Source organism: Azohydromonas australica DSM 1124, from assembly GCF_000430725.1.
Taxonomy (GTDB): domain Bacteria; phylum Pseudomonadota; class Gammaproteobacteria; order Burkholderiales; family Burkholderiaceae_C; genus Azohydromonas; species Azohydromonas australica.
In genome coordinates this window covers 276,925-300,536 of sequence record NZ_KE387204.1, presented here as the reverse complement: position 1 = coordinate 300,536, position 23,612 = coordinate 276,925, and the positions used below count along the sequence as shown (strand labels likewise).

General features: G+C 72.6%; 25 protein-coding genes. All 25 read right to left on the bottom strand.

The genetic code is table 11. The features are described from left to right. Positions 1-11 precede the first annotated feature (11 nt). The 25 genes from H537_RS0123285 to H537_RS0123165 all read right to left on the bottom strand — a co-directional run bounded on the left by H537_RS0123285 (position 12) and on the right by H537_RS0123165 (position 23,294). Entirely contained in the window at positions 12-1,142 is a 1,131-nt protein-coding gene (locus tag H537_RS0123285) for a pyridoxal-phosphate-dependent aminotransferase family protein (RefSeq protein ID WP_028999771.1), read from the bottom strand. A 147-nt stretch (positions 1,143-1,289) separates the two neighbouring features. Next, positions 1,290-1,856: a hypothetical protein gene (locus H537_RS0123280; RefSeq protein ID WP_028999770.1), complete on the bottom strand. Its 567-nt coding sequence runs from the start codon at positions 1,854-1,856 to the stop codon at positions 1,290-1,292. A gap of 41 nt (positions 1,857-1,897) precedes the next feature. Next, a complete protein-coding gene (locus H537_RS0123275) occupies positions 1,898-3,097 on the bottom strand; it encodes a hypothetical protein (protein WP_028999769.1) in 1,200 nt (399 codons plus the stop codon). Beyond that, on the bottom strand, positions 3,094-3,870 hold the full coding sequence (locus tag H537_RS0123270) for a hypothetical protein (RefSeq protein WP_028999768.1): 777 nt from the start codon (positions 3,868-3,870) through the stop codon (positions 3,094-3,096). The genes H537_RS0123275 and H537_RS0123270 overlap by 4 nt, the downstream gene beginning before the upstream one ends. Beyond that, complete coding sequence (locus H537_RS0123265) at positions 3,867-5,279, bottom strand: sensor histidine kinase (RefSeq protein WP_028999767.1); 1,413 nt, start codon at positions 5,277-5,279, stop codon at positions 3,867-3,869. The genes H537_RS0123270 and H537_RS0123265 overlap by 4 nt, the downstream gene beginning before the upstream one ends. Before the next feature lie 3 nt (positions 5,280-5,282). After that, positions 5,283-6,737: a nickel-dependent hydrogenase large subunit gene (locus tag H537_RS0123260; protein WP_028999766.1), complete on the bottom strand. Its 1,455-nt coding sequence runs from the start codon at positions 6,735-6,737 to the stop codon at positions 5,283-5,285. 14 nt (positions 6,738-6,751) lie between these two features. After that, a complete protein-coding gene (locus H537_RS0123255) occupies positions 6,752-7,768 on the bottom strand; it encodes an NADH-quinone oxidoreductase subunit B family protein (RefSeq protein ID WP_028999765.1) in 1,017 nt (338 codons plus the stop codon). Beyond that, positions 7,765-9,246 (bottom strand): sigma-54-dependent transcriptional regulator, encoded by a 1,482-nt coding sequence (locus H537_RS0123250; RefSeq protein ID WP_028999764.1) that lies wholly within the window; start codon positions 9,244-9,246, stop codon positions 7,765-7,767. Before H537_RS0123250 ends, H537_RS0123255 begins: the two co-directional genes overlap by 4 nt. A 72-nt stretch (positions 9,247-9,318) precedes the next feature. Beyond that, positions 9,319-10,383, bottom strand: a complete 1,065-nt coding sequence (gene hypE, locus H537_RS0123245) for a hydrogenase expression/formation protein HypE (protein ID WP_028999763.1) — start codon at positions 10,381-10,383, stop codon at positions 9,319-9,321. A 13-nt stretch (positions 10,384-10,396) separates the two neighbouring features. Beyond that, positions 10,397-11,554, bottom strand: coding sequence for a hydrogenase formation protein HypD (hypD, locus tag H537_RS0123240; RefSeq protein ID WP_028999762.1), 1,158 nt, complete (start codon positions 11,552-11,554; stop codon positions 10,397-10,399). Then, entirely contained in the window at positions 11,551-11,796 is a 246-nt protein-coding gene (locus H537_RS0123235; protein WP_028999761.1) for a HypC/HybG/HupF family hydrogenase formation chaperone, read from the bottom strand. Before H537_RS0123235 ends, hypD begins: the two co-directional genes overlap by 4 nt. After that, on the bottom strand, positions 11,787-13,061 hold the full coding sequence (locus tag H537_RS44990) for a Kae1-like domain-containing protein (RefSeq protein ID WP_064736027.1): 1,275 nt from the start codon (positions 13,059-13,061) through the stop codon (positions 11,787-11,789). Before H537_RS44990 ends, H537_RS0123235 begins: the two co-directional genes overlap by 10 nt. Before the next feature lie 13 nt (positions 13,062-13,074). After that, positions 13,075-14,166 (bottom strand): hydrogenase nickel incorporation protein HypB, encoded by a 1,092-nt coding sequence (gene hypB / locus H537_RS0123225; RefSeq protein WP_028999760.1) that lies wholly within the window; start codon positions 14,164-14,166, stop codon positions 13,075-13,077. Between the two features lie 49 nt (positions 14,167-14,215). Then, the gene (gene hypA, locus H537_RS0123220; protein WP_028999759.1) at positions 14,216-14,560 is read right to left on the bottom strand and encodes a hydrogenase maturation nickel metallochaperone HypA; all 345 of its coding nucleotides are present in this window, start codon (positions 14,558-14,560) and stop codon (positions 14,216-14,218) included. After that, a complete protein-coding gene (locus H537_RS49615; RefSeq protein ID WP_028999758.1) occupies positions 14,553-15,653 on the bottom strand; it encodes a hypothetical protein in 1,101 nt (366 codons plus the stop codon). The genes hypA and H537_RS49615 overlap by 8 nt, the downstream gene beginning before the upstream one ends. Next, entirely contained in the window at positions 15,650-16,162 is a 513-nt protein-coding gene (gene hybE, locus H537_RS44980) for a [NiFe]-hydrogenase assembly chaperone HybE (protein WP_043459665.1), read from the bottom strand. Before hybE ends, H537_RS49615 begins: the two co-directional genes overlap by 4 nt. Before the next feature lie 18 nt (positions 16,163-16,180). After that, positions 16,181-16,399 (bottom strand): rubredoxin, encoded by a 219-nt coding sequence (locus tag H537_RS0123205; RefSeq protein ID WP_084150898.1) that lies wholly within the window; start codon positions 16,397-16,399, stop codon positions 16,181-16,183. Beyond that, complete coding sequence (locus H537_RS44975; RefSeq protein WP_051243135.1) at positions 16,399-17,301, bottom strand: hydrogenase expression/formation protein; 903 nt, start codon at positions 17,299-17,301, stop codon at positions 16,399-16,401. The genes H537_RS0123205 and H537_RS44975 overlap by 1 nt, the downstream gene beginning before the upstream one ends. A 13-nt stretch (positions 17,302-17,314) precedes the next feature. Then, positions 17,315-17,800 carry a thioredoxin domain-containing protein gene (locus H537_RS0123195; protein ID WP_238446768.1) on the bottom strand — a complete coding sequence of 162 codons (486 nt, stop codon included), beginning with the start codon at positions 17,798-17,800 and terminating at the stop codon, positions 17,315-17,317. A 58-nt stretch (positions 17,801-17,858) separates the two neighbouring features. Beyond that, positions 17,859-18,179, bottom strand: a complete 321-nt coding sequence (locus H537_RS0123190; RefSeq protein WP_028999755.1) for a HypC/HybG/HupF family hydrogenase formation chaperone — start codon at positions 18,177-18,179, stop codon at positions 17,859-17,861. 4 nt (positions 18,180-18,183) lie between these two features. After that, complete coding sequence (locus H537_RS0123185) at positions 18,184-18,852, bottom strand: HyaD/HybD family hydrogenase maturation endopeptidase (protein WP_028999754.1); 669 nt, start codon at positions 18,850-18,852, stop codon at positions 18,184-18,186. Between the two features lie 11 nt (positions 18,853-18,863). Beyond that, on the bottom strand, positions 18,864-19,592 hold the full coding sequence (gene cybH / locus H537_RS0123180) for a Ni/Fe-hydrogenase, b-type cytochrome subunit (RefSeq protein ID WP_028999753.1): 729 nt from the start codon (positions 19,590-19,592) through the stop codon (positions 18,864-18,866). A gap of 37 nt (positions 19,593-19,629) precedes the next feature. After that, on the bottom strand, positions 19,630-20,217 hold the full coding sequence (locus H537_RS0123175; protein ID WP_028999752.1) for a HupE/UreJ family protein: 588 nt from the start codon (positions 20,215-20,217) through the stop codon (positions 19,630-19,632). A 26-nt stretch (positions 20,218-20,243) separates the two neighbouring features. Continuing rightward, the gene (locus H537_RS0123170; protein WP_028999751.1) at positions 20,244-22,100 is read right to left on the bottom strand and encodes a nickel-dependent hydrogenase large subunit; all 1,857 of its coding nucleotides are present in this window, start codon (positions 22,098-22,100) and stop codon (positions 20,244-20,246) included. Between the two features lie 111 nt (positions 22,101-22,211). Next, positions 22,212-23,294 (bottom strand): hydrogenase small subunit, encoded by a 1,083-nt coding sequence (locus H537_RS0123165; RefSeq protein WP_028999750.1) that lies wholly within the window; start codon positions 23,292-23,294, stop codon positions 22,212-22,214. Positions 23,295-23,612 lie beyond the last annotated feature (318 nt).

The following is a 23,612-nucleotide window of genomic DNA, read 5'->3' as shown; positions in this document are numbered from 1 at the left end:
GGCAGGGAGTGTCAGGCCAGCGCGGCGTCGAAGGCGCGCTCCAGGCGCTGCACGGCGCCGTCGACGTCCTGCAGCTTGTCCAGCCCGAACAGCCCGATGCGGAAGGTCTTGAACTCCGGCCCCTCGCCGCACTGCAGCGGCACGCCGCCGGCGATCTGCACGCCCTGCGCAAGCAGCTTGCGCCCGGTGTGCAGCTCGGGGTCGGTGGTGTAGCTCACCACCACGCCCGGCGCCTGGAAGCCCGGCGCGGCCACCGGCGGGAAGCCCCGGCGCTCCAGCATCGCGCGCACCGCGCTGCCGAGCTGCCATTGCGCCTGGCACAGCCGCTCGAAGCCCGCGCGCTGCGTCTCGCGCATCACGTCGCGCGTGCGCAGCAGCGCGTCGGTGGGCAGCGTGGCGTGGTAGGCGTGGCCGCCGTTCTCGTAGGTCTGCATGATCTGCAGCCATTTCTTGAGGTCGCAGGCGAAGCTGGTGCTGGTGGTGACGTCGATGCGCTGCGCCGCGCGCTCGCCCAGCATCACAAAGGCGGCGCAGGGCGAGCCGCTCCAGCCCTTCTGCGGCGCGCTGATGAGCACGTCCACAGCGCACTCGCGCATGTCCACCCACACGGCGCCGCTGGCGATGCAGTCGAGCACGAACAGCGCGTCCACGCGGCGCGCGGCCTCGCCGACGGCGCGCAGGTAGTCGTGCGGCAGCACCATGCCGGAGGCGGTTTCCACGTGCGGCGCGAAGACGACCTCGGGCTTGTCGCGCTCGATGGCGGCCACGACCTCCTCGATGGGCGGCGGGGCGTAGGGCGACTGCGCGCCCTCGCCCTGGCGGCGTGCCTGCAGCACGGTGGTGGCGGCGGGGATGGAGCCCATGTCCAGCAGCTGGCTCCAGCGGAAGCTGAACCAGCCGTTGCGGATCACGAGCACGCGCCGCCCGGTGGCGAACTGCCGTGCCACGGCCTCCATGCCGAAGCTGCCGCTGCCGGGCACCACGGCCACGGCCGAGGCGCCGTAGGCGTCGCGCAGCACGGCGGAGATGTCGCGCATCACGCCCTGGAAGCGGGCGGACATGTGGTTCAGGGCCCGGTCGGTATAGACGACCGAGTACTCCAGCAGGCCGTCGGGGTCCACGTCGGGCAGCAAACCGGGCATGAAGAGTCTCCTTGTGTGACTTCAGGGGGTGAGTGGCAGCTTAGCGGATGGACCGGTGCCCTCCGCCGAACGGGCCGCCGGCCTGCGCCGGTCTTGTAGTGGATCAAGCGCGGTGCCTGCCTGGGGCACGCCGGCGCGGCCGGCAGCTCAAGGCGTATCCACCCCCACGTTCGGCAAATAGCTCCACTTCGGCGTCGCCAGCAGCACGAACAGCGAGACTGCCGCCAGCGCCATGGCCACGTACAGAAAGCCCGGCGCGTTCGTGAAGCGCTGCGGGTAGATGGCCACCGCCGCGCCCAGCCCCGCCGCGTTGCCCGCCAGCGCCAGGATCGCCGCCGCGAAGTCGCGGAAGCGCCGCGCCCGGTTCGCGCCCTGCGACCAGCGCGGATCGGTGTTGTAGCTGGGCAAGTGGTGGTGCGCGTCCTCCAGCTGCTCCAGCACGGCGATGAAGGTGCGCAGGTTGGAGATCGCCCGCTCCGCCATGTAGTTCAGGAAGGCCAGGCACAGCGAGGCCACCGGAAAGCCGAAGATCAGCCACTCCACCGGCGGCTCCTTGCCGCCCGCGGCCGGGCGCAGCGCCACCAGCACCGCCAGCAGGCTCACGATCAGGCTCACGTACAGCGCCAGTGCCTGCTGGCGCTGCGTGATGCGCGCGTTCACCTCCTGGTTGGCGGCAATGAAGCGGTAGTTGGCATCGACGAAGGTCTTGGACATCGGGGATCGAGGGAGTGTGGTCTGGGCAGATTCGGCCCCGTTCACGCGCGGCGGGCAGCCTGCATCCTGCGCGCCGTCCAGTATTCCAGCGGCGGCAAGGCCAGCGTGAGGCCCACCATGCCCAGCAGGAGCATGCGCGGTGTCCAGCCCATGAGGGACAGCGAGGCGCACAGGCCCAGCGTGCCCACGCGGGAAGCCGTCAGCACGAGGGAGCGGCCCAGCAGGCTCGCTTCCAGCGAGGCGCCCTCCTTCACCATGCCGCCCAGCGTCACGCCCATCTTCTGCGCGTTGACCAGCGGCAGGCCCACCGCGTAGCCGGCCACGAAGAAGAACAGGAACCACGGCACCTGCAAGGCCGCCAGCAGGCTGGCCCAGGCCAGCGCCATCAAGCACAGGAGCCGGCGCAGCGTGCGCAGGCAGGGGCCGGATTGCGCCCGCAGCGCCTGCCGCGTCAACAGGCCCGCGCCCAGCAGCGAGGCCAAGGTTTCCACCCAGGCATAGCCGGAGAGGGAGCCCACCACCGTCATCGCGCCGCAGACGAACAGCGACAGGCGCAGCGCGTGCCCCGCGCCTTCCACCACGTAGTAGGGCGCGGTCTTCCAGAAACGCGGCTGCCGAAGCAGTGCCAGCACGGCGGCCCTGCGCGCCGGCGGCAGGCTCAGGGGCTCGTGGCGCATGCTGGCCAGCAAGGCCAGCGCCGCCAGCCCCGCGCTCAGGAACACGGTTTCCACGCGCTCGGAGAACAGCCTGAACACCAGCAGCGCCCACAGTGGCGCGAACAGCTTCAGCAGCGTGGCGGCGGCCTCCACGGCGGAGAGATAGGCCTGCCGCACCGCAGCGCCCGGCAGGTTCGCTTCCAGCCACAGCCGCGCACCGTAGCTCAGGCCGCGGGCCAGCCCACCCAGCAGGCTCAGCAGCACCAGCCGCGCCGCCGAGGGCACCGGCAGCGCGCCGGCCAGCACCAGCGTGCCCGCCAGGGCCGCCACGCCCACCCGCTGCAGGCGCAGGGCGGGCCAGGCTTCCCGTGCCATCAGCCGGTTGGCGGCGACCTGCCCAAGGACCGTGGCCGCCTGCTGCCCGGCAATGAACAGCAGCACCGCCAGCACCTGCCCCTGCGTGAAGGCGTAGGCGCCGACGAAGCCGGTATAGAAGACGTCCACGCCCACGAACAGCAGGGTGGAGCGCCAGACGACGGCTTCGGCGGAAGGGGAGTGGAACCAGCGTGCCGCGATCGCCCTCATGGCGCGCGCAGCCGCGCGTGCACGTCGCGCGCCAGCCGCATGCCGACCACCCCGACGTTCTCAGCATCGCCCGCTTCGCCCAGCGGCAGGCTGTCCCAGGCCACCGTTTCCGCATCCGGCGCCAGCGCGGCCAGGGCCTGGTTCAGGCGGCTGCCGGGCACCGCGCGCAGGTCCAGCACCGCTACCAGCACCCACTCCCAATTGAGCGCCAGGCGCAGCAGGCCGACGAAATGGTGCTGGCCCAAGTGCTGCAAGGGCGCCAGCTCCTCCGCCACCAGCCGCGCCAGCACGGCCTGCATGCCGAGCGGCGAGACGTCCGGGGGCTCCAGCACCTCCGTGAACACCGCCGCCCAGCGGCCGGGCGCCGATTGAAGCTGCTCCGCCCTCCGCCCCACCAGGATCCGCTGGCCGGGCAGCAGCACCAGCGAGGCCAGCGTGGTTCCCCAGCTCCAGTCGGCCGCGGCCACGGCCGAAGGCGGCGGGACGTTCCGTTCGCGGATCAGCCGCGCCATCACCAGCCCCTCGGTGTAGGAGCGCTCGCCGGTGCGCAGCCGCAGCTCGCCGGGATGGCGCGTCCAGTGCTTCAGCACCGCACGCCGGCCGTCGAAACCGCCCGGCCGCGCCAGCACCGTCTCCAGCACCTGCGGATGGCGAGTCCCGAACCCGGCCCGCAGCGCCGGCGCGATCGGCATGGGCTCCGGCGAGTGGAGGCCCGACACCTGCAGCCGCGGCTCGAAGCAGGCCCAGGTGAACTGCTCGAACAGGTCGCTCACGGCCGCGCGCCCCGCGCCAGCGGCAGCTCCAGCACGAACACCGCCCCGCCCTCCGCCGCGTTGGCCGCCGTCAGCGTGCCGCCGTGGCGCTCGACGATGCCGTAGCTGATGGACAGGCCCAGCCCCGTGCCCTTGCCCACCGGCTTGGTGGTGAAGAAGGGGTCGAACACCCGCGACAGCGCCGCGTCCGGAATGCCCGGCCCGTTGTCGCGGAAGCTCACCCGCACGCGCTCGCCTGTGAATTCGCTCTCGATCCACAGCGCCGGCGCGGCGCCGTCGCGCGGCGGCTGGGCCGAGGCCGCGTCGTAGGCGTTCTGGATCAGGTTCATCACCACCTGCATCAGCTGCCCGGTGCTGCCCGACACCGTGCACGGCCCCGCCGGCGTCCAGTGCACGTTGAAGCCCTGCGCCGTGCCCTTGCACACCCAGTGGATGGCGCGCTCGATCACGGCATTGAGGTCCACCGCCGCGTGCTCCTCGCGGTCCACCGCCGAGAAGCGTTTCAGGCCCTGCACGATGTCGGCCGTGCGCTGCGCGCCTTCGAGCATGCCGGCGATGAGCGAGGGCAGGTCCGCCAGCAGGTGGTCGATGCGCAGCGAGCGGCGCAGCGCCGCCAGCTCGCCTTCGTCGCCGTGGGCGTGCACGGCCTCCAGGTACTGCGACAGCCGCTGCCCGTAGCGCTGCAGCGCCAGCACGTTGCCCAGCACGAAGCTGATCGGGTTGTTGAGTTCGTGCGCCACGCCGGCCACCAGGCGGCCCAGCGAGGCCAGCTTCTCCGAGTGCAGCAGCTGCTGCTGCGTGCGCTTGAGCGCCTCGTGCGCCTCGCGCAGCTCGCGGTAGGCGCGCTTGATCTCGGCCATGGGCCGGCCCACGAAGACCGTGCCCACGCGGCGCCCGTTGCCGTCCAGCCGCGGCGTGCAGTTGAGGTCCACCGGCACCGCGCGGCCCTGGGCGTCCAGCAGCTCGATCTCCACCGTCTCGCCCGCGCGCGATGGCGTGCGCTGCTCGACGATGGCCCGCAGCCGCGCCACCGCCGCTTCGTCGGCCAGCAGCGTGTAGACGCTGGTGCCGCTCAGCTCGGCGTCGCTGCGCCCGATGAGCTCGCGCAGCGCGGCGTTGGTCTCCTCGATGGCGCCGCGGTGGTCACAGGCCACCAGCACGTCGCTCATGGCCGAGAGCAGGCTGAAGATGAACTGCTGCGACTGCTCCAGCTGCGCGTTCTTCTCCTCCAGCGCCACTTCGTCGCGCAGCAGCTGCGAATAGACCTCGTCCATCTTCTGGATCACGTCGATCCAGGTGTCCTCCTCCACGCCTTCGAGCCGCGCCTCCTCGCCCAGCAGGCGGTGGCGTTGCGGGTCGTCCAGCGGAGAGGTGCGCGCGGGGCGCCGGGAGCGGGAGCTGTCGGTCATGGGTCAGTGCACCGTGCACACCATGCACGGATCGAAGGAGCGCACCACGTGCTGCACCGCCACCGGCGTGGCCTCGCCGCGGCGCACCGGCGCGCCCTGCAGCGCGGCCTCCAGCGCGCCCGGCGTGCCGGCGGCGTCGCGCGGGGAGAAGTTCCAGGAGGTGGGCGCGACGATCTGGTAGCTCGCGAGGCGCCCGCGCTCCACGCGCAGCCAGTGGCCCAGGCTGCCGCGCGCGGCTTCCACCAGGCCGACGCCGGCGCCCTCTTCCGGCAGCTCCACCGCCTCGCACCAGGGCTCGCCCGGGCGCAGCGCGCGCAGCCAGCCTTCCATCAGCGGTACCACGCGCGCCAGCTCCAGCAGCCGCGCCAGCACGCGGGTGTGGACGTTGCCGCCGCCGCGCCGCACCGCGTCCAGCACCAGCGGCTGCGCCGCCGCGAGCTGGCGCGCCACGGCGCCGCACTCCACCACCTGCCCGGCCAGGCGCGGCGCCTTGTTCCAGGTGTAGGCGCCGACCTTGTCCGCCACCGGCAGCGTCAGGCCCTCGCGCGGGTGCAGCGCGCCGCCGCCGTCGGCCAGCCAGGCATGGGTGGCGTCCTCGGTGATGGCGTCCACGTCCAGCGGCCGCAGCGAGGCGTCCTGCTGGTGCCACACGCCGCGCGGCAGCGCATGCGTGCCGTCGGGCTGCAGGTAGGCGCCGTAGCTCAGGAAGCGGCCGGGGCCGGGGCCCAGCGCGTCCAGGCCCAGCGCGTCCGAGATCGCCAGGAACAGGCCGAAGTCGCCGCGGTCGCCTTCCTGCAGCCAGGCGCGCAGCGCGTCCTCGCTCTGCAGCGCGGTGACTTCCTCCAGCGGCGCGCCGAAGAGCTGCTGCTGCAGGAAGCCGCGGAACTCGCGCACCTTGGCCAGCAGCCGCAGCCGCTCGGCGGGCTCCACCGCGCGCGTGCAGCCGCCGGGGTGGATGGCGTGCGTGTGCGGCCACTTGCCGCCCAGCGTGCCCAGCAGCGTGAACCAGCGCTGGCGCGCGGCGATGGCGCGGCGCGCCTGCTCGCCGGCCTGGGCCTCGAAGCGGCGCAGCGCCTCGGCATGCCAGGGCTCGCGCGCGTACACCGCGCGCGTGAAGTCGGGCATGAAGAAGAGGTAGAAGTGCGTGAGGTGGTCGGCCAGGTTCTCGGTGGCAAGCATCAGGTTCTGCGCCAGCAGCCCGTTGGGCGGCGGCGCCACGCCGGCCAGGTCCGACAGCGCCCGCGCCGCGGCCACCGACTGCGACACCGAGCAGATGCCGCACAGCCGCGGCACGATCACCAGCGCGTCCAGCGGCTCCTTGCCCGGCAGGATCTGCTCGAAGCCGCGGTACATGGGCGAGTTCACCCACGCGGCCCGCACGCGGCTTTGCGCCACGTCGAGCTGCACCTCCAGGTCGCCCTCGACGCGGTTGAAGGGGCCGACGATCAGCCTGCTCATTCCACTCCTCGTTGCTACTTCAGTCGCGTGCGCCGCACCGCCGGCGGCACCACCACGCGGTCCGACACCGCGTTGAGCTTGACGCGCTTGGGCGTCGCGCTCTTGGACAGCGAGGCCAGCGCCACGAACCAGGCCTTGGGCATGTCGGTGGGCAGCCCGATGGGGATGCCCGCGACCTTGGGCGTGAGGTGGAAGGGGTGGCGCGGCTCCTGGAAGCCCGGCTCGGTGCAGCTCACGCAGGCGTAGCCGCCGCGCGTGCACGAGCCCTCGCCGTTCCACAGCCGCGTGTTGCAGTCGGCGTGCGCCTGCGTGCCCTTGCAGCCCATGTGCTCCATCATGCAGCCCAGGTCGCCGGGCTCCTCGGCGCTGGCCTTGAACTCGTAGAACTCGTTGCGCGTGCAGCCGTGGTGCACGAGCTGGTCGGCGTAGAAGCGCGGGCGCTGCAGCGGGTCGAGGTCGGCGGCGCCGAACTGCCCCTCGGCCAGCGCCATGAGCGTGTCCACCACCCAGCCCGGGTGCGTGGGGCAGCCCGCCACGTTGACCACCGGCAGCCCGCCCGCGGCGCGGAACTCCGTGCCCAGCAGCCCGCCGGGGTGCTCGTCCTCGTACTGCAGCCCGCAGGCCTCGGTCGGGTTGGGCCCGCCGGCCGTGATGCCGCCCCAGGCCGCGCAGCTGCCGATGGCCACCACGTGGCGCGCCACGCCGGCCAGGCGCCGCACCCAGGCGATCATGGGCACGCCCGTGCCGGCCAGGTGGTGGAAGCGCCCGCTGCCGTTGGGCCCGCGCAGCAGCGCGCCCTCGATGCACAGCGCGTCCACCCGCACGCGGCCCTCGATGCAGTCGTCCAGCAGCTGGCGCACCTCGTGGCCGCTCTCCAGCGACAGCGACGGGTGCCACAGCAGGTTGATGCCGGCGTCGCGCAGCAGCGCGTGGAAGTCGGTGGTGTCGGCGCACAGCAGCGACATGCTGCAGCCGCCGCAGCCGCCGGACTGCAGCCACAGGACGTTGAAGGGTTCAGCGGCGATGCTCATGTCTTTTCCTCCAACCCATACCGCACCAGCTTCGCGCGCAGTCCCACGCGCGAGAGGCCGAGTTCGCGCGCGGCGTGGGTCTTGTTCCAGCGCAGGCGCAGCATCACCTCGCGCAGCAGCATGGCTTCCACGGCTTCCAGCCGCTGCGACAGCGTGCCGCTGGCCGGCAGCGCCGGTGCGCCACGGCCGTGTCCATTGCCCGCGGCGGCGGCGCTCACGCCGGCCTGACCGTGGAGCACCTTGAGCGAGAAGTGGCGCGCGGGCACCACGGGGCCGTCGCTCAGCGCCGCGGCGCGGCGGATCTCGTTGCGCAGCTCGCGGATGTTGCCCGGCCACGGGTAGCCCATCAGCACCGGCGTCACGTCCTCGTCGAAGCGCAGCCCGGCGCGGCCCAGCTCCAGCCCCACGTCGTGCAGCAGCCGCTGCGCGATGGGCGGGATGTCGGCCACGCGCTCGCGCAGAGCCGGCATCGCCAGCGTCACGCCGGCGACGCGGTAGTACAGGTCCTCGCGGAAGCGCCCGGCGCGCACCTCGGCCTCCAGGTCGCGGTGCGTGGCGGCGACCACGCGCACGTCTACCGGCACCGGCGTGGCCGAGCCCACGGGCCGCACCTCGCCTTCCTGCAGCACGCGCAGCAACTTGACCTGGAAGGCCGGCGAGGTCTCGCCGATCTCGTCCAGGAAGATCGTGCCGCCGTGCGCGCGCTGGAACAGGCCCGGGTGGTCCTCGTAGGCGCCGGTGAAGGCGCCGCGCTTGTGGCCGAACAGCTCGCTCTCCAGCAGCGTGTCGGCGATGGCGGCGCAGTTCTCGATCACGAAGGGCGCCGTGGCGCGCGGGCTGGCGTAGTGGATGGCGCGCGCCAGCAGCTCCTTGCCGGTGCCCGATTCGCCCAGCACCAGCACCGGCAGGTCGTAGCGCGCCATGCGCTCGGCCATGGCGCACACGCCGTCCAGCGGGCTGCCCGGGGCGCGCTCGATGCGGTCGAAATCGAACACCGCGCGCGCCTTGGCCAGCGCCTCGCTGCGGCGCTGGCGCAGCACGGGGGTGGCGGTGCGCAGGTCCACGTCCAGGCGCTGCAGGCTGCGCTGCAGGGTGCGGGTCTCGGCCGCGGCGCGCACGGTGGCCAGCAGCGCGTCGGGCACCCACGGCTTGAGCACGTACTGGTGGATCCCGGCCTCGTTGAGCCCGGTGATGATGTCCTCGCTGTCGGTGTAGCCGCTGACGATGATGCGCACCGCCTCGGGCCAGCGCTGGCGCGCCTCCTTCAGGAACTCCACGCCGCTGACACCCGGCATGCGCTGGTCGCACAGGACCACGGCCACTTCGTAGCGCTCCATCAGCGCGCGCGCCTCGTCCGCATGCGCCGCTTCGAGGATGCGGAACTCCTCGTCCAGCGTGCGCCGCATGGCCTCGCGCGAGCGCGCCTCGTCATCGACGACGAGGACCACGGGCAGCAGGTCGGGAGCGGGCGGGATCATGGGCGGTGACGGCTCGGGAGCGCGGGGCAAGGCGGCCATTGTCCCTGGCCGGCCGGCGGCACCGGCGCGGCCTCAACAGATGCGCGGCAGCTGCTCCCCGCTCAGCCAGTCCACCACGCGGCGCCCGCCCAGCCTGGTCGCCATCTGCACGAAGCGGTGCGGGTCCTCGGTCACGGTGCCGATGCGGGTTGCGCCGGCGCCGCGCGGGTGCGCGCGCATGGCGGCCAGCACCGCGTCGGCCGCCTCCGGTGCGCAGATCGCGATCAGCTTGCCCTCGTTGGCGACGTAGAGCGGGTCCAGCCCCAGCAGCTCGCAGGCGGCGTCCACCTGCGGCAGCACGGGGATGGCGGCCTCCTCCAGCAGCATGCCTACGCCGGACTGGCGCGCGATCTCGTTGAGCGTGGTCGCCAGGCCGCCGCGCGTGGGGTCGCGCAGCACGTGCAGCATCGACTCGCGCCCCGGCAGCGCCGCCAGCATGTCCGCCACCAGCCCGTGCAGCGCCGCGGTGTCGGAGACGATGGCCGTCTCGAAGGCCAGCGACTCGCGCTGCGACAGCACCGCCACGCCGTGCTCGCCGATGGTGCCGGAGACCAGGACCACGTCCCCGGGCCGCGCGTTGGCGCCCGAGGTGTCCACGCCCGGCGCGGCCACGCCCACGCCGGTGGTGGAGATGAAGACGCCGTCGCCCTTGCCCTGCTCGACCACCTTGGTGTCGCCGGTGACGATGGCCACGCCCGCCTCGCGCGCGGCGGCGCCCATCGAGTCCACGATGCGCTTGAGGTCGGCCAGCGGGAAGCCTTCTTCGAGGATGAAGCTGGCGCTGAGGTACAGCGGCGTGGCGCCGTTCATCGCCACGTCGTTGACGGTGCCGTGCACGCTCAGGGCGCCGATGTCGCCGCCGGGGAAGAACAGCGGCGAGATCACGTGCGCGTCGGTCGCCAGCACCAGGCGCCCGGCGCCGGGCAGCGGCAGCGCCGCGCCGTCGTGGCCCTGGCGCAGGTACGGGTTGTCGAAGGCCGGCAGGAACAGCTCCTCGATCAGCTGCATGGCGGCGCGTCCGCCGGCGCCGTGGTTCATGTCCACGCGGCCGGTCTTCACGTTCAGCGGGCGGACGTAGTCCTTCTTGATGGTGCTCATGGCTGCTGTGCCCTCAGGCCGCCACGACCGGGATGTCGCGGAACCGGCCGTAGGAGTAGTGGGCCGCGCAGGCGCCTTCGGAGGAGACCATGCACGAGCCCATGGGGCTCTCGGGCGTGCACACGGTGCCGAAGAGCTTGCAGTCGGTCGGGCGCTTGACCCCGCGCAGGATCTCGCCGCAGGCGCACTGCTTGTGGTCGGGCACCGGGCGGTACGTGAGCCCGAAGCGCTTCTCGGCGTCGAAGCGCTCGAAGGCCGGGCGGATCTTGAGCGCGCTGTCGGGCACCTCGCCCAGCCCGCGCCATTCGAAGCTCTCGCGCAGCTCGAACACCTCGGCCACCACGGCCTGCGCCGCGGCGTTGCCCTGGCGCGTGACGGCGCGGCTGAACTCGTTCTCCACCTCGGCACGGCCCTCGTTGACCTGGCGCACCAGCATCAGCACCGCCTGCATCACGTCCAGCGGCTCGAAGCCGGCGATCACCACGGGCTTGCGGTAGTCGCGCGCGAAGCCTTCATAGGGCGCCGAGCCGATCACGATGCTCACGTGCGCCGGACCCACGAAGCCGTCCAGCGGCACGGTGCGCCAGTCGCGCACCTCGGGCGAGTTCAGGATGTGCGCGATGGCCGCCGGCGTGAGCACGTGGCAGCACAGCACGCTGAAGTTCTTCAGTTCTTCCTGGGCCGCCTGGCGGATCGCCAGCGCCGTGGGCGGCGTGGTGGTCTCGAAGCCGATGGCCAGGAACACCACCTCGCGCTGCGGGTTCGCGCGCGCGACCTGCAGCACGTCGGCCGCGGAATAGACCATGCGGATGTCGCCGCCGCGCGCCTTGGCGCGCATCAGCGACAGCGGCTCGCTGCCTCCCGCCGCGGGCGAGGACGGCACGCGCATCGTGTCGCCGTAGGTGCAGACGATGGCGCCGCGCTCCAGCGCGAGGTGGATGGCGAGGTCGATGCGCCCGATGGGCAGCACGCACACCGGGCAGCCCGGGCCGTGGACCATGCGCACGTTGGGCGGCAGCAGCTCCGTCACGCCGTAGCGCGAGATGGCGTGCGTGTGGCCGCCGCAGAACTCCATGAAGGCGTAGGCGCGTGCCGGGTCGGCCTCGGCCGCCAGGCGCGCGGCGATCTTGCGGGCGATCTCGCCGTCGCGGAACTCGTCGATGTACTTCATGGCGCGGGCGTGGTGTTGTCGTCCAGGGCGGCGAGCTCGCCGAACAGCGCCAGGGTGCGCTCGGCTTCCTCGGGGTCGATCATCCCGATGGCATGCCCGACGTGGACGATGACGTAGTCGCCCAGCTGCGCCTGCGGCACCAGGGCGATGGACACGGTCTTGCGCACGCCGCCGAGGTCCACCACGGCGTCCATGCCGCCCTCGGGCAGGCTGACCACGCGGGCCGGTAAAGCTAGGCACATGGGGAGGTCTCCGCCGGCACGGGCCGGGTTGGGTTTTCGGATTCGGTGGCGGCCGCGGCGGATGAGGCGGCGGCAATGGCCGTGGCGGCCAGGGCCGCGGCTTCGGGCGGCACGGCTGCCGGGTGGCGCTGCTCGGCGAACTGCAGCGCGGCGGCCCAGGCCTGGCCCAGCGCCAGCCCGGCGTCGCCAGGGCTCACGCCCTGGGGCCGCAGCGTGGGCAGGCCCAGGGCCGCGAGCGTGTCCATCAGCCGCGCGCTCAGCAGCCGGTTGAAGAAGCAGCCGCCGCCCAGCGCCACCTGCAGCGATCCGTACTGCCGCGCGGCGCGCTGCGCCCAGCCGGCCAGCGCGTCGGCGAGCTGCACGTGGAACAGCGCCGCAGCCTCGCCCGGCCGGCCGGCGTCGCCCCGCGCGGCCACGTGCTCCAGCAGCGGCAGCAGCGCCAGCGTGCCGTTGGCGTCGGCCAGCGGCGGCTGGACTTCCTGCGCCAGCGCCTCGATCAGCGTGGGCAGCGCGGTGACGGTGTGGGTGGCCAGCCGCTCCAGCGCGATGGCGGCCTCGGCCTCCGCCACCTGGCGCACCGACAGGCCCAGCAGCCCGGCGGCGGCATCGAACCAGCGGCCGGCGCTGGTGGAGGCGGGGCAGTTCAGGCCGCGCACCAGCATGGTCGCCACCAGCTTGGCGGCGCCTTCGCCCACGGCGGGGCCAAGGCGCTGCGGGATCTCCGCGCCGCGGCCCAGCGCGTGCAGCACCGCGGCGGCCAGGCGCCAGGGCTCGCGCGCGGCGGCGTCGCCGCCGGGCAGCGCCAGCGGCTGCAGGTGGCCCAGGCGCTGCCAGTGCGCGCCGTGCACCAGCAGCAGCTCGCCGCCCCAGGGCTTGTCATCGGTGCCCAGGCCCACGCCGTCCAGCGCCAGGCCCACCAGCGGACCGGTGATGCCCTGCTCCGCCTGCACCACGGCGATGTGCGCGTGGTGGTGCTGGATGCCGATGGCCGGCACGCCCAGCTGCTGCGCCAGCGCCAGCGCCAGCCGGGTGCTGTGGAAGTCGGGATGCAGGTCGTGCGCCACGGCGTCCACCGGACCGAGCGCGAGCAGGCGCTGCACGGAGTCCTCCAGCGCGGCGCAGGCCGCCGGGTCGTCCAGGTCGCCGTGCAGCGGGCTCATCAGCACGCGCGTGCCGTCCAGGCGGCACGCGGCATTCTTCAGCCATGCGCCGACGGCCAGGATGCGGGCCGGGGCCGGGCGTGGGAGCGAGACGGGGGTGTCCATGGCGTTTCGGGCTTCAGGCCCCGCTCGCGCCATCCCGCCACTTCTGCAGCTCGCGCTCCAGGTCGGCAATGCGCTGCTGCAGCGCCAGCTCGCGCTTGCTCACGGGCGCGGGATCGCCGGCGTGCAGCAGCCAGTGCAGCCAGGCGTCCATGCCGTCGCCACGCGTGGCCGAGATCTGCAGCACCGCGATGTCTGGGTTCACGCGCCGTGCGTAGGCGATGCAGCGCTCCACGTCGAAGCTCACGTAGGGCAGCAGGTCCACCTTGTTGATCAGCATCAGCCGCGCGGCGGCGAACATGTCCGGGTACTTCAGCGGCTTGTCCTCGCCTTCGGTCACCGACAGCACCGCCACCTTGGCCGCCTCGCCCAGGTCCCACATCGCCGGGCACACCAGGTTGCCCACGTTCTCGATGAACAGGATCTGCTGTGCGTGGGAATGGCCATGGCCGTCACCGTGGTGATGGTGGTGCTCGCCGTGGCCGTGGTGATCGTGCCCATGGCCGTGTGCGTGGTCATGAGCATGCCCGTGGTCGTGCCCGTGCGTGTGCGCATGGCCGTGAGCATGTGCGTGTTCGTGCCCGTGCCCGCCGTGCGCCGCCTTCGGCTCGTGCGCATGCGTGTGCAGGGGCAGCCGCTTGAAAGCGTCGGCCACCATCTGGGCGTCGAGGTGGCAGCCCTTGCCGGTGTTGACCTGGATCGCCGGGGCGCCGGTGGCGCGGATGCGGTCGGCGTCGAAGCTGGTCTGCTGGTCGCCCTCGATCACCGCCACCTGCGCCTGCGGCTCGCGCGCGCGCAGCCGCTCGATGGTGGCGCACAGCAGCGTGGTCTTGCCCGAGCCGGGGCTGGAGACCAGGTTCAGCGCCGTGACGCCGTGGTTCTGGAAGTGCTGGCGGTTGAGCGCGGCCAGGCGGTTGTTCTCGCCCAGCACATCGGTCTCGATCTTGATCGCCCGCTCCTGCGACATCCCCGGCACCGACACCCGCGCCGCGCCGGCGCCGTAGTGCAGGTCGCCCTGCGCATTGGTCGCCACGGCGCTCCCCTCGACGGCAGCGGCGGTGCTGCTGCCGGGGGCCTCGTTGTCGGCGCATCCGCAGACCACGCACATGTTCATCTCCTTGTGTACTTCGATGGGGCCGGCCCGGCGGGGCCGGCGCTCAGTCCTGGACGGTCATGTCCACCACGCGCAGCTCGGTGCCGCCGGTGGGATGCAGCTGGTGGCTGCGGCAGCGGGGGCAGGGGTCGGTGCGCTGCTGGATCTCCACCTCGCCGCCGCAGGGCATGCACCAGGCGCGGCCCGGCGGCTCGTCGATGTGGATGCGTGCGCCTTCCAGGCAGGTGCCCGGGGCCAGCGTCTCCAGCGCGAAGCGCAGCGCGCGCACCTCCACGCCGGCGAAGCGCCCGGCTTCCAGGCGCAGCGTGCTCACGCGGCTGAAGCGTTCGCGCCGCGCGGCGTCCTCGGCGATGCGCAGGATGCCGCCGGCCAGGCTGACTTCATGCATGGGCGCCCTCCTCGCTCGGTTCGCGCGCGTGGGACTCCCAGGCGACGCAGGGGTCGAAGGCCAGCACCAGCGACTGCAGCACCGGCAGCTCGCGCACGCCTTGCAGCGCCGTGGCGGCGGGGCCGTGCGGGTCGAAATTCCAGTCGGTGGGCGAGACCACGCGGCAGGCGGCGACGCTGTCCTGCGGCGTCAGCGCGATGCGGTGCACCAGCAGTCCGCGCGCGGTCTCGGTCCAGGCCAGGCCGGTGCGCTCGTCCACGCTCAGCGCGCCGCTGGACAGGGTGTCCGCGCCCGAGGCCGGGCCGTCGGGGCTGGCGAGGCGGACCAGGTCACTCAGGCGGCTGGCAAACAACATCCAGGCATTGTCCGCGCCGGCCGCGTCGCGCCCGTGCGCGCGGCACCAGGGGCCCGTGGCATATGGCACGGCCGCGCCGCCCTGCAGCGGGGCCTCGGCCGCCAGCCGCGCGGCCAGCGCCGCGGCCGAGCCGTCGTGCGCGTCCAGCCGCAGCGCGCGGTGCGGCGTGCGCAGGGGCGCGCCCCAGGGCCAGAGCCGGCGCAGCAGCCGTGCCACGGGGCTGCGCGCCTGCGCGGTCCAGGCCTTGAGCCAGCCGGCACCGTCCGCCTCCCAGGCGGCCAGCCAGTCGGGCAGCGGCATGGAGAGCAGGTCCTCCTCCATCCAGGCGCGCAGCGAGGCCAGCACCGCGTCGGCATCGGGTCCGGGCTGCCACAGCGGGCAGCGCTGCAGCATGGCGGGCGTGGCCCCAGCCAGGCCGGCCACCGGGGGCGCATCGACCAGAAGGCGGCGCAGCTGCTCCTGCGCCGTGCGCAGCTGCAGCACGCGCCGGTCCGCGAGCGCGGGCGGCGCCAGCGCGGTGCCGGTCGCCGCGCGCGCGGCCTCGACGGCGCGCCGGGCGGTGAGCGTGTGCGCATGCCCGCACAGCGTGAACAGCGTGCCCAGCAGCGCGGGCGCGGCCGCGGCGGGACGGCCCACCGCGAGCCGCTCGGCGCGGCGCACGCCCTGGCGCTGGATGTTGGGCAGCGGCTGGCCCGGGCTGAGCACCAGCCGGCCGCTCAGCGTGTCGAGCGAAGTCATCGCGCGGCCTCGGCGGCGCGGCGGCCGAAGAGCAGGCCGCGCCGGGTGGGCGCGCCCGGGGCCGCGGGCGCTGGGGTGGCCTTCACGGCGGGCGCAGCGGCGACGGCGGTGGCGGTTTGCGGCTGGCGCAGGTGTTCCAGCGCCGCCAGCGCCACGGCGCGCGCGGCGGCCTGGTCGGCGAACTCGAACATGGGAGAGAACAGCGAGCAGGCCTCGAAGCGGCAGCCGTCCTCCTCGCCGCCGAGGAAGGACAGCGTCTCGCCGCCCAGGCGCCGCGGGCGCGTCGCGCCCAGGGCCAGCGGCGCCGCCTGCGCGCCGGGCAACCACAGCAGGTTCATGAACCAGGGCGTGACGAGCACGCCCAGCAGCCCCGCCTCCCCGTCGTCGTCGGCCTGCGGCTGGAAGCCCACGGCCTCGGTGCGCAGGGCCGCGTGCAGCAGCGGCACGCCCGCCATGCGGGTGCGGGCGATGTGCTCGAAGGCGGCGGCGAGGAGGGCTACGCGCTGCATGGGCGTGGGCTCAACTTCTCAATCCACCACCATGAACTGCTCCGCGTCCCCGTCGCACACCGGGCAGCGCCAGTGCGCGGGCAGCGCGGTGAAGGCGGTGCCGGGCGGGATCTGCCAGGTGTCGTCGCCGTGCGCGGGGTCGTACACCCACCAGCAGATCTTGCATTCCAGCCGGGTCTCGGCCGCCAGGCGGCTGCGGTCGCCCAGGTAGCTGCCTTCGAAACGGACGGCTTCCATCACGACGGCCTCCGCGGCGTGCCGGCCGCGTCTTCCAGGCCCTCGACCCAGCGCAGCACGTCCTGCAGCCGCTCGTGCGAGTCCTGCAGGTCATCGGGCGCCGCGCAGGCGGCCTGCGGCATGTCGGTGAGCTCGACGGTGTTGAGGATCACCGCGTCCTGCGAGTTGTAGTAGACGACCCGCCAGCCGTGGCGCAGCCCGGTGTTGGTGATGCGGCAGTTGCCGTAGCCGCGCGAGAGGATCAGCACCCGGCCCGTGCCCAGGCGGTGGTCGATGAGCGCGATGTCCATCGGCGACACCGGCAGCAGCGTGAGGTTCACCACGTGCGCCTCGGCGCCGGGCACCCGGCGGCGCGAGGCGTCCTCGATCTCCCCGATCAGCTGCGGCGCGTTCATCACCTCGGCCGGCAGCGGATCGGGCAGCGCCGGCGCGATGAACAGCGCCGAGTCCGCCGCCGCGGCGTCGCGCAGCACCTGCGGCACGGCGCCCACCTCCAGGTGGTCGCGCACCAGGCCGCCCTCGTCCACCACCGTGACGCGCCAGACGCCGGCGAACACCGACTCCTGCACCTGCACCTCGCGCCCGCCCTCTGCGCCGGGCAGCACGCGGGCGCTGACCTCGCCCTCGCCCATCACCTGGTTGAGCAGCGCCAGATCCTCGGCCGCCAGCCCGGCCAGCGTCACGCAGCGCGTGCCGCCCTGGCGGCCGACCAGCTCCAGCGCGCGCAGCGTCTCGCGCAGCACGGCGTGCGCGCCCGCGTGCCCGGCCAGCTCCTCGGGCTCGGGCAGCGGCGGCGCGCGGTAGGTGTCCATGCCCTGGGGCATGGACATGTAGTTCAGCGTCTCGTCCTCGACCTGGCTGCCGGGGCCGAAGGGAACGACAGGAATGGGAAAGGCCTTCATGGCGGTCCTTGCTTCAGGAGGCGCAGGCGGAGCCGGCGTCGGCGCTCACCACGGCGATGCCGATGCCGGGAATGCGGGAGGGAGGCAGTGCCAGCGCCTCGTGCACGCGGGTGACGAAGTCGTCCCAATCGTGCATGCCGGGCAGCGTGTGGACGTAGCTACCGTCGCGCACGAACACCAGCGAGGGCCAGCGGTTGGAGCCAAAGTGGCGCGCCACGGCCGCCTCGGCCGAGCGGCGCGCCACGCCGATGGAGAAGCGCCCGCCCAGCGCGCGCCGGACTTCGGGCAGCACCACCGCCACGTCCAGCCCCTCGGGAAAGCGCACCGGGTCGCCAGCCAGCAGCAGCACGCGGTCGCCCGCGCCGGCCACCCAGGCATCGAGCGAGCTCTCGTCCACCCACTCGGCGCCGTGGCGCGCCACGAGGTTGCAGATCACGCCGGGCGTGTCGGGTTCGGCGGGTGCGGTGGAGACAGCCGTCGGGACAGCAGCTTGGGTCATGGCAGGTACTTCCATTTGCGGACGAGGCGCTCACCGGAGGTGAGCCCCCTCGTGAAACTCAATCCGGCTTCGGGCCGGCACCGGCCAGCGCGGCCACCTCGTGGACGCTCATGGCCGAGGGCAGCGCGAAGCCGGGGTCGTCGGCGAACAGGGACTGGCCGCCGAGCGCGCCGGCCAGCAGGTCCAGCGCGGCGTTGACCTCGGCGGCGCGCTGCGCGTCGATGCGCTCGCGCGCGGCGTCCAGGAACACGAGCAGCCACTCGCCCGGGGCCACGTCGCCCACGAGCGCCGTGTCGATCTCGCGCTGCTCGCCGCGGCCCAACACCAGGGCGCGCCGCTCGCGGGCGTCGAGCACCTGCATGGGAATGCCGATGCACATGGCGCTACTCCGCCGCGGGAATGAAGCGCGCGTCGCCGACGCGGCAGGCGGCCTCGGCGCTGGGGCGCTCGCCCTCGTAGCGCTCCAGCGCCAGCGAGGGCAGCGTCACGCCGCTGTCGGCGTCGGCCTGCGCGCCCGTGCGCGGCCGGGGCTCGGCGCCCCAGTCGCGCAGCGCCTGCAGGCCCAGCGCGAGCGCGTCCTCCAGCGCCAGGCGCACGCTCGAACGCAGGCTGCCGCCGTAGTCCTCCAGCTCCTCGGGCTGGCAGCCGACGAGCAGCACGCGCTCGGGGTAGTGGCCGGTGAGCTGCGCCAGCGACAGCACTTCCTGGAAGCCGGTCTGGTGCAGGCTCATCTTCTTGGCGCCGAGGAAGCGCGGCACCTCGTCGTCCTCGATCACCTTGAGCGTGCCCGGGGGCAGCCCGTAGTCGATGGCGTCGAAGATCAGCAGCTGCTTCGCGCCCTGGACGTAGTGCAGCAGGTACAGGCCCTGCGTGCCGCCGTCCACGAGCTGCACGTGCTCGGCGAACGCGTAGCGCTGCCCCAGTGCCTCGACGCAGCGGATGCCGAAACCCTCGTCGGCCCAGAGCAGGTTGCCGATGCCCAGCACGACGATGGGCGCGTAGCCCTCGGCGCAAGGGTCGGCGGCGGTGGACGGTACAGCCCGGGTGTCCATCGCGGCGCCTCTCAGTCCTTGAAGGTGCGGTAGCCGGAGACCATGGTGCTCACCACGCTCTGGCGGCCCATGATGTCCTCGCGGATGGCGGCGTAGACGTGCAGGACCACGAAGATCACCATCACCCACAGCCCCAGGTGGTGCCAGGTGTGCACGTCCTGCGACTGGCCCATCAGCGGGATCAGCCAGCCGAAGGCTTTATCCGCCCACGAGCCCATGCCCAGGCCCTCGCCGTAGAGGGCGAAGCCGCTGACGATCATGAATACCGACAGCAGCACGAACACGAAGAACATCGCGAAGCGCGCCAGCGGGTTGTGGCCCACGTAGCGGTTGGGCTGTGGGATCAGGAAGGCATACCACTTGAACATCATCACGATGTCCAGCCAGTAGGCCTTGCTGAAGATCGGCACCGTGAACAGCTCGCGCGCGTGGTGGTTGCCCACCAGCGCCCAGTACACGCGGCCGAGCATGCCGACGGCGAACAGGTAGCCCGCGGCGAAGTGCGCGAAGCGGATGTAGCCCATCAGGAAATGGTCGCTGGCCTCGCCGGGCATGGTCGGCAGCGGCGAGCCGATCAGGTAGCCGGTGACGGCCAGCACCGTGATGGACAGGGCGTTCATCCAGTGCCACAGCCGCACCGGCGCCTCGTACACGTAGACCGAGCGGATGGGCGTGGCCCGCACCAGCTCGTGCGCATCCGCGCCGGGCAGGTTGCGCAGCTCCTTGGGGACGGCGGACATGGCGGTCTCCTCGTGGGTCTTGTTGGCGTGAGTCAGGTCAGATGCGCGCGGCCAGCATCGCCAGGCCGCCGGCACCCAGCGCGGCGCCGGTGACGGTCCAGGCCAGGGCGGGCAGACGTTGCGCGCGCACCGCCAGCACCAGGCCGGCGCCGTGCAGCGCGGCCGTGGCAGCGACGAAGCCCGCGGCGTAGAGCGCGAAGCCGCCGGCCGGCGCCTCGGCGCCGTGGGCCAGGCCGTGCGCCAGCGCGGCCAGCGCCACCAGTGCCAGGCCGGTGTTGGTGCCCAGCGCGCGGCCCTGGGCCACGAGCACGCCGCACAGCATCACGCTGGCGGCGATGGCGATCTCCACGCCCGGCAGCGCCACGCCGGCCAGCGCGGCCAGCGCCGCGGCCAGCATGGCGGCCACGAACACGGCCGGGCCCTGCCAGCGGCGTTCGGCGGGCAGCGCGCGCGCCGACCACAGGCCCACGGCCAGCATGGCCAGCAGGTGGTCCAGGCCCAGGAACGGGTGCGCCAGGCCGGCGGCCAGGCCCTCGGCGTGGCCGGGATGCGCGGCGGCGGTGCCGGCGGCGCCGGCCAGGGCCAGCGCGGCAGCGGCGCGCGACAGGATGCGGGAAGTCTTCATGTCGTTCTCCTTGCGTCGCGCAGTTGTCAGCGCACCTTCACCGAGGTCAGCTCGCGGCCGTCCTCGCTCATCACGTGGGTGGAGCAGGCCAGGCAGGGGTCGAAGGAGTGCAGCGTGCGCAGGATCTCCACCGGCTGCTCCGCGTTGACCATCGGCGTGCCGATCAGCGCGGCCTCGAAGGCGCCGATCTGGCCCTTGGCGTCGCGCGGGCTGCCGTTCCAGGTGGTGGGCACCACGCACTGGTAGTTCTCGATCCTGCCGTCCTTGATGCGGATCCAGTGGCCGAGCTGGCCGCGCGGCGCGGCCACCAGGCCCACGCCCTTGGCCTCCTTGGGCCAGGTCGCCGGGTCCCACTTCTCGACGTTGGCCGTGGCGGTGTCGCCGGCCTTGATGTTGCCGACCAGGTCGCCCCAGTCCTCCACCATCATCTCGCCGCAGTACTGGCTCTCCAGGCAGCGCGCCAGCGTGCGGCCGATGGTCGAGGGCAGCATCTGCTTGAGCGTGTAGTCGGTGGTGGGCAGGCCCAGCGCCTTGGGGAAAGCGCTGTTGATCATCTCGGCCGCGTACTCCAGCTGCGCCTTGGGGCGCTGCGCGTACTTGTTGCCCTTCTTCGCGTGGGCGTAGGCCAGGATGTAGCGCGACAGCGGGCCCACCTCCATGGCGTGGCCGCGCCAGCGCGGGGCCTTGATCCACGAGTACTTGGCGCTCTCGTCGATCTGCTCGATGTTGGTCTTGCTGCCCTTGGTCCTGGCGCCGAGCTCGAAGTTGGGCTCGGTGACGCCGTCCCAGGGGTGCAGGCCCTTGGACTCGTCGGCGTACTTGTACCAGCTGTGGGCGACGAACTCCTGGATCTGTTCCGGGTCGCGCGGGTCCACCGGGTGGATCTCGTCCCAGTTGCCGCCCAGGATCGCGCCGCCGGGCAGTTGATCGGTCGACTTGTCGTAGTTGACCTTGGGGTACTCGCCGTAGTCGCTGACGTTGGTCGCCGCCAGGCCGCCGCCGTGCAGCCAGCCGGCCTGCTTGTACAGCGTGCCGATGGCCAGCACGTCGGGCAGGTAGACGTTCTTGTTGAACTCCACCATCTCGTCGATGCGCGCCTTGATGAAGTTCAGGCGGTCCATCGTGATGGGTGCACCCACGGCGCCGTTGCCGTCGAGGTTGATGGCGCAGGGCACGCCGCCCACGAGGTAGTTCGGGTGCGGGTTCTTGCCGCCGAAGATGGTGTGGATCTTGACCCACTCCTTCTGCAGGTCCAGCGCCTCCAGGTAGTGCGTCACGGCCATCAGGTTGGCCTCGGCCGGCAGGATGTAGGCCTTGTTGCCCCAGTAGCCGTTCATGAAGGGGCCGAGCTGGCCGCTTTCCACGAACTTCTTCAGGCGGTTCTGGATGTCGCGGAAGTAGCCCGGCGAGGACAGCGGGTGAGAGGGCGACACCAGCTGCTGCAGCTCGCTGGTCTTCTTGGGGTCGGCCTTCAGGGCCGAGACCACGTCCACCCAGTCCAGCGCGTGCAGGTGGTAGAAGTGGACGACGTGGTCGTGCACCTGCAGCGTCTTGGCCATCATCTCGCGGATGAGGTGCGCGTTGCGGGGAACCTTGATGCCCAGCGCATCCTCCACCGCGCGCACCGAGGCCAGCGCGTGGCAGCCGGTGCACACGCCGCAGATGCGCTCGACGAAGGCCCAGGCGTCACGCGGGTCGCGGCCCTTGAGGATCACCTCCAGGCCGCGCCACATGGTGCCGGTGGACACGGCGTTGCGGATGACGTTGTTGGCGTCCAGGTTGACCTCGCATCGCATGTGGCCCTCGATGCGGGTGACGGGATCGACGACGATGCGGCGGCCGCTGTCGTCAAGGTTGAAGCCTTGGGTGGCGTAGCTGGTCATGGCGGGCTTTCTTGGTGTTCCGGGTCCCGTTCGGGCTGAGCCTGTCGAAGCCCTGCGTGCCGGCGGGGCTGCGGGACTTCGACAGGCTCAGGGCGAACGGGCGCTCAGCGTTCAGGGCTGCGTGTTGGCCGCGGCGTCGTGCTTGACGGAGGCGCGCTTGATGGCCGAGACGGCCGCATGCGCCGTCACGGCCGCGCCCACGGCGCCGGCGGCGGTCATGCCCACCTTGTCGGCGTTGGCCTCGATGCCGAACTGGTGGATGCCGCTGAGGCGCTCGTAGAACGAGCCCTTGTCCCAGAAGCCGTCCTCGGAGCAGCCGATGCAGCCGTGGCCGGCCTTGATCGGGAAGCTCGTGCCGGCGTTCCACTGCACGGTGGCGCAGGCGTTGTAGGTGGTGGGGCCCTTGCAGCCGACCTTGTAGAGGCAGTAGCCCTTGCGCGCGGACTCGTCGTCCCAGGCCTCGACGAACTGCCCGGCGTCGAAGTGCGGCCGGCGGTAGCACTTGTCGTGGATGCGCTGGCTGTAGAACATCTTCGGCCGGCCCTGGCGGTCGAGCTCTGGGATGCGGTCGAAGGTCAGCATGTAGGTGATGACGCCCGTCATTACCTCGGCGATCGGCGGGCAGCCCGGCACCTTGATGATGGGCTTGTCGGTGATGACCTGGTGCACCGGCACCGCGCGCGTCGGGTTGGGCTTGGCCGCCTGCACGCAGCCCCACGAGGCGCAGGAGCCCCAGGAGATGACGGCCTTGGCGTCCTTGGCCACGTGCTTGAGCTGCTCCACGAAGGGCCGGCCGCCGATGATGCAGCTCATGCCGTCCTGGTTCAGCGGCGGGTTGCCCTCCACGGCCAGGATGTAGTTGCCCTTGTACTTGGTCATCACCTCTTCGAGGATGGCCTCGGCCTGGTGGCCGGCGGCGGCCATCAGCACGTCGTCGTAGTCCAGCGAGAGCATGGACAGCACCACGTCCTTGGCCAGCGGGTGCGCGCTGCGGATGAAGCTCTCGGAGCAGCAGGTGCACTCCAACCCGTGCAGCCACAGCACCGGCGTGCGCGGCTTGGTCTCCATCGCGTGGGCGATCTGCGGCACGAAGGCCGGGCCCAGGCCCAGCGAGGTCGCAGTCAGCGAGCAGTATTTGAGAAAGCTGCGCCGCGAGATGCCCTGGCGCCGCATCACCTCGTAGAAGGTCTCCATCCGTGTCTCCCGTTCGTGGAACTGCCGCCCTTCTCCCGACCGGGCGTCGCCAACGGGATCACAAGTTCCATGCCGCTGGCGGGCGCACGCGCCACCATGCACGCCGGCCGTGCTAAGCCCTTGAGTGCCATCAAGTTTTTTCGGGTGCCGCGTGACCGCCGCGTGACGGGCAGGTGCCTGCAGTGGTCATTGCGCTTGCAGCGCGGCGGCTGAAGTGGAAGCGGCGCTGGCGGCGCGCGACCCGAGATGCGTCCGAAGCTTCCAGTGGTGATGCTTAGGGTTTCCACCAGGAGGTCAGCGCTGGGGTTGTCAGCTTGC

Coding starts and splice junctions, on each gene's coding strand:
- H537_RS0123285 (WP_028999771.1), bottom strand. CDS start 1,142: ATGCCCGGTTTGCTGCCCGACGTGGACCCCGACGGCCTGCTGGAGTAC.
- H537_RS0123280 (WP_028999770.1), bottom strand. CDS start 1,856: ATGTCCAAGACCTTCGTCGATGCCAACTACCGCTTCATTGCCGCCAAC.
- H537_RS0123275 (WP_028999769.1), bottom strand. CDS start 3,097: ATGAGGGCGATCGCGGCACGCTGGTTCCACTCCCCTTCCGCCGAAGCC.
- H537_RS0123265 (WP_028999767.1), bottom strand. CDS start 5,279: ATGACCGACAGCTCCCGCTCCCGGCGCCCCGCGCGCACCTCTCCGCTG.
- H537_RS0123260 (WP_028999766.1), bottom strand. CDS start 6,737: ATGAGCAGGCTGATCGTCGGCCCCTTCAACCGCGTCGAGGGCGACCTG.
- H537_RS0123255 (WP_028999765.1), bottom strand. CDS start 7,768: ATGAGCATCGCCGCTGAACCCTTCAACGTCCTGTGGCTGCAGTCCGGC.
- H537_RS0123250 (WP_028999764.1), bottom strand. CDS start 9,246: ATGATCCCGCCCGCTCCCGACCTGCTGCCCGTGGTCCTCGTCGTCGAT.
- hypE (WP_028999763.1), bottom strand. CDS start 10,383: ATGAGCACCATCAAGAAGGACTACGTCCGCCCGCTGAACGTGAAGACC.
- hypD (WP_028999762.1), bottom strand. CDS start 11,554: ATGAAGTACATCGACGAGTTCCGCGACGGCGAGATCGCCCGCAAGATC.
- H537_RS0123235 (WP_028999761.1), bottom strand. CDS start 11,796: ATGTGCCTAGCTTTACCGGCCCGCGTGGTCAGCCTGCCCGAGGGCGGC.
- H537_RS44990 (WP_064736027.1), bottom strand. CDS start 13,061: ATGGACACCCCCGTCTCGCTCCCACGCCCGGCCCCGGCCCGCATCCTG.
- hypB (WP_028999760.1), bottom strand. CDS start 14,166: ATGTGCGTGGTCTGCGGATGCGCCGACAACGAGGCCCCCGGCAGCAGC.
- hypA (WP_028999759.1), bottom strand. CDS start 14,560: ATGCATGAAGTCAGCCTGGCCGGCGGCATCCTGCGCATCGCCGAGGAC.
- H537_RS49615 (WP_028999758.1), bottom strand. CDS start 15,653: ATGACTTCGCTCGACACGCTGAGCGGCCGGCTGGTGCTCAGCCCGGGC.
- hybE (WP_043459665.1), bottom strand. CDS start 16,162: ATGCAGCGCGTAGCCCTCCTCGCCGCCGCCTTCGAGCACATCGCCCGC.
- H537_RS0123205 (WP_084150898.1), bottom strand. CDS start 16,399: ATGGAAGCCGTCCGTTTCGAAGGCAGCTACCTGGGCGACCGCAGCCGC.
- H537_RS44975 (WP_051243135.1), bottom strand. CDS start 17,301: ATGAAGGCCTTTCCCATTCCTGTCGTTCCCTTCGGCCCCGGCAGCCAG.
- H537_RS0123195 (WP_238446768.1), bottom strand. CDS start 17,800: ATGACCCAAGCTGCTGTCCCGACGGCTGTCTCCACCGCACCCGCCGAA.
- H537_RS0123190 (WP_028999755.1), bottom strand. CDS start 18,179: ATGTGCATCGGCATTCCCATGCAGGTGCTCGACGCCCGCGAGCGGCGC.
- H537_RS0123185 (WP_028999754.1), bottom strand. CDS start 18,852: ATGGACACCCGGGCTGTACCGTCCACCGCCGCCGACCCTTGCGCCGAG.
- cybH (WP_028999753.1), bottom strand. CDS start 19,592: ATGTCCGCCGTCCCCAAGGAGCTGCGCAACCTGCCCGGCGCGGATGCG.
- H537_RS0123175 (WP_028999752.1), bottom strand. CDS start 20,217: ATGAAGACTTCCCGCATCCTGTCGCGCGCCGCTGCCGCGCTGGCCCTG.
- H537_RS0123170 (WP_028999751.1), bottom strand. CDS start 22,100: ATGACCAGCTACGCCACCCAAGGCTTCAACCTTGACGACAGCGGCCGC.
- H537_RS0123165 (WP_028999750.1), bottom strand. CDS start 23,294: ATGGAGACCTTCTACGAGGTGATGCGGCGCCAGGGCATCTCGCGGCGC.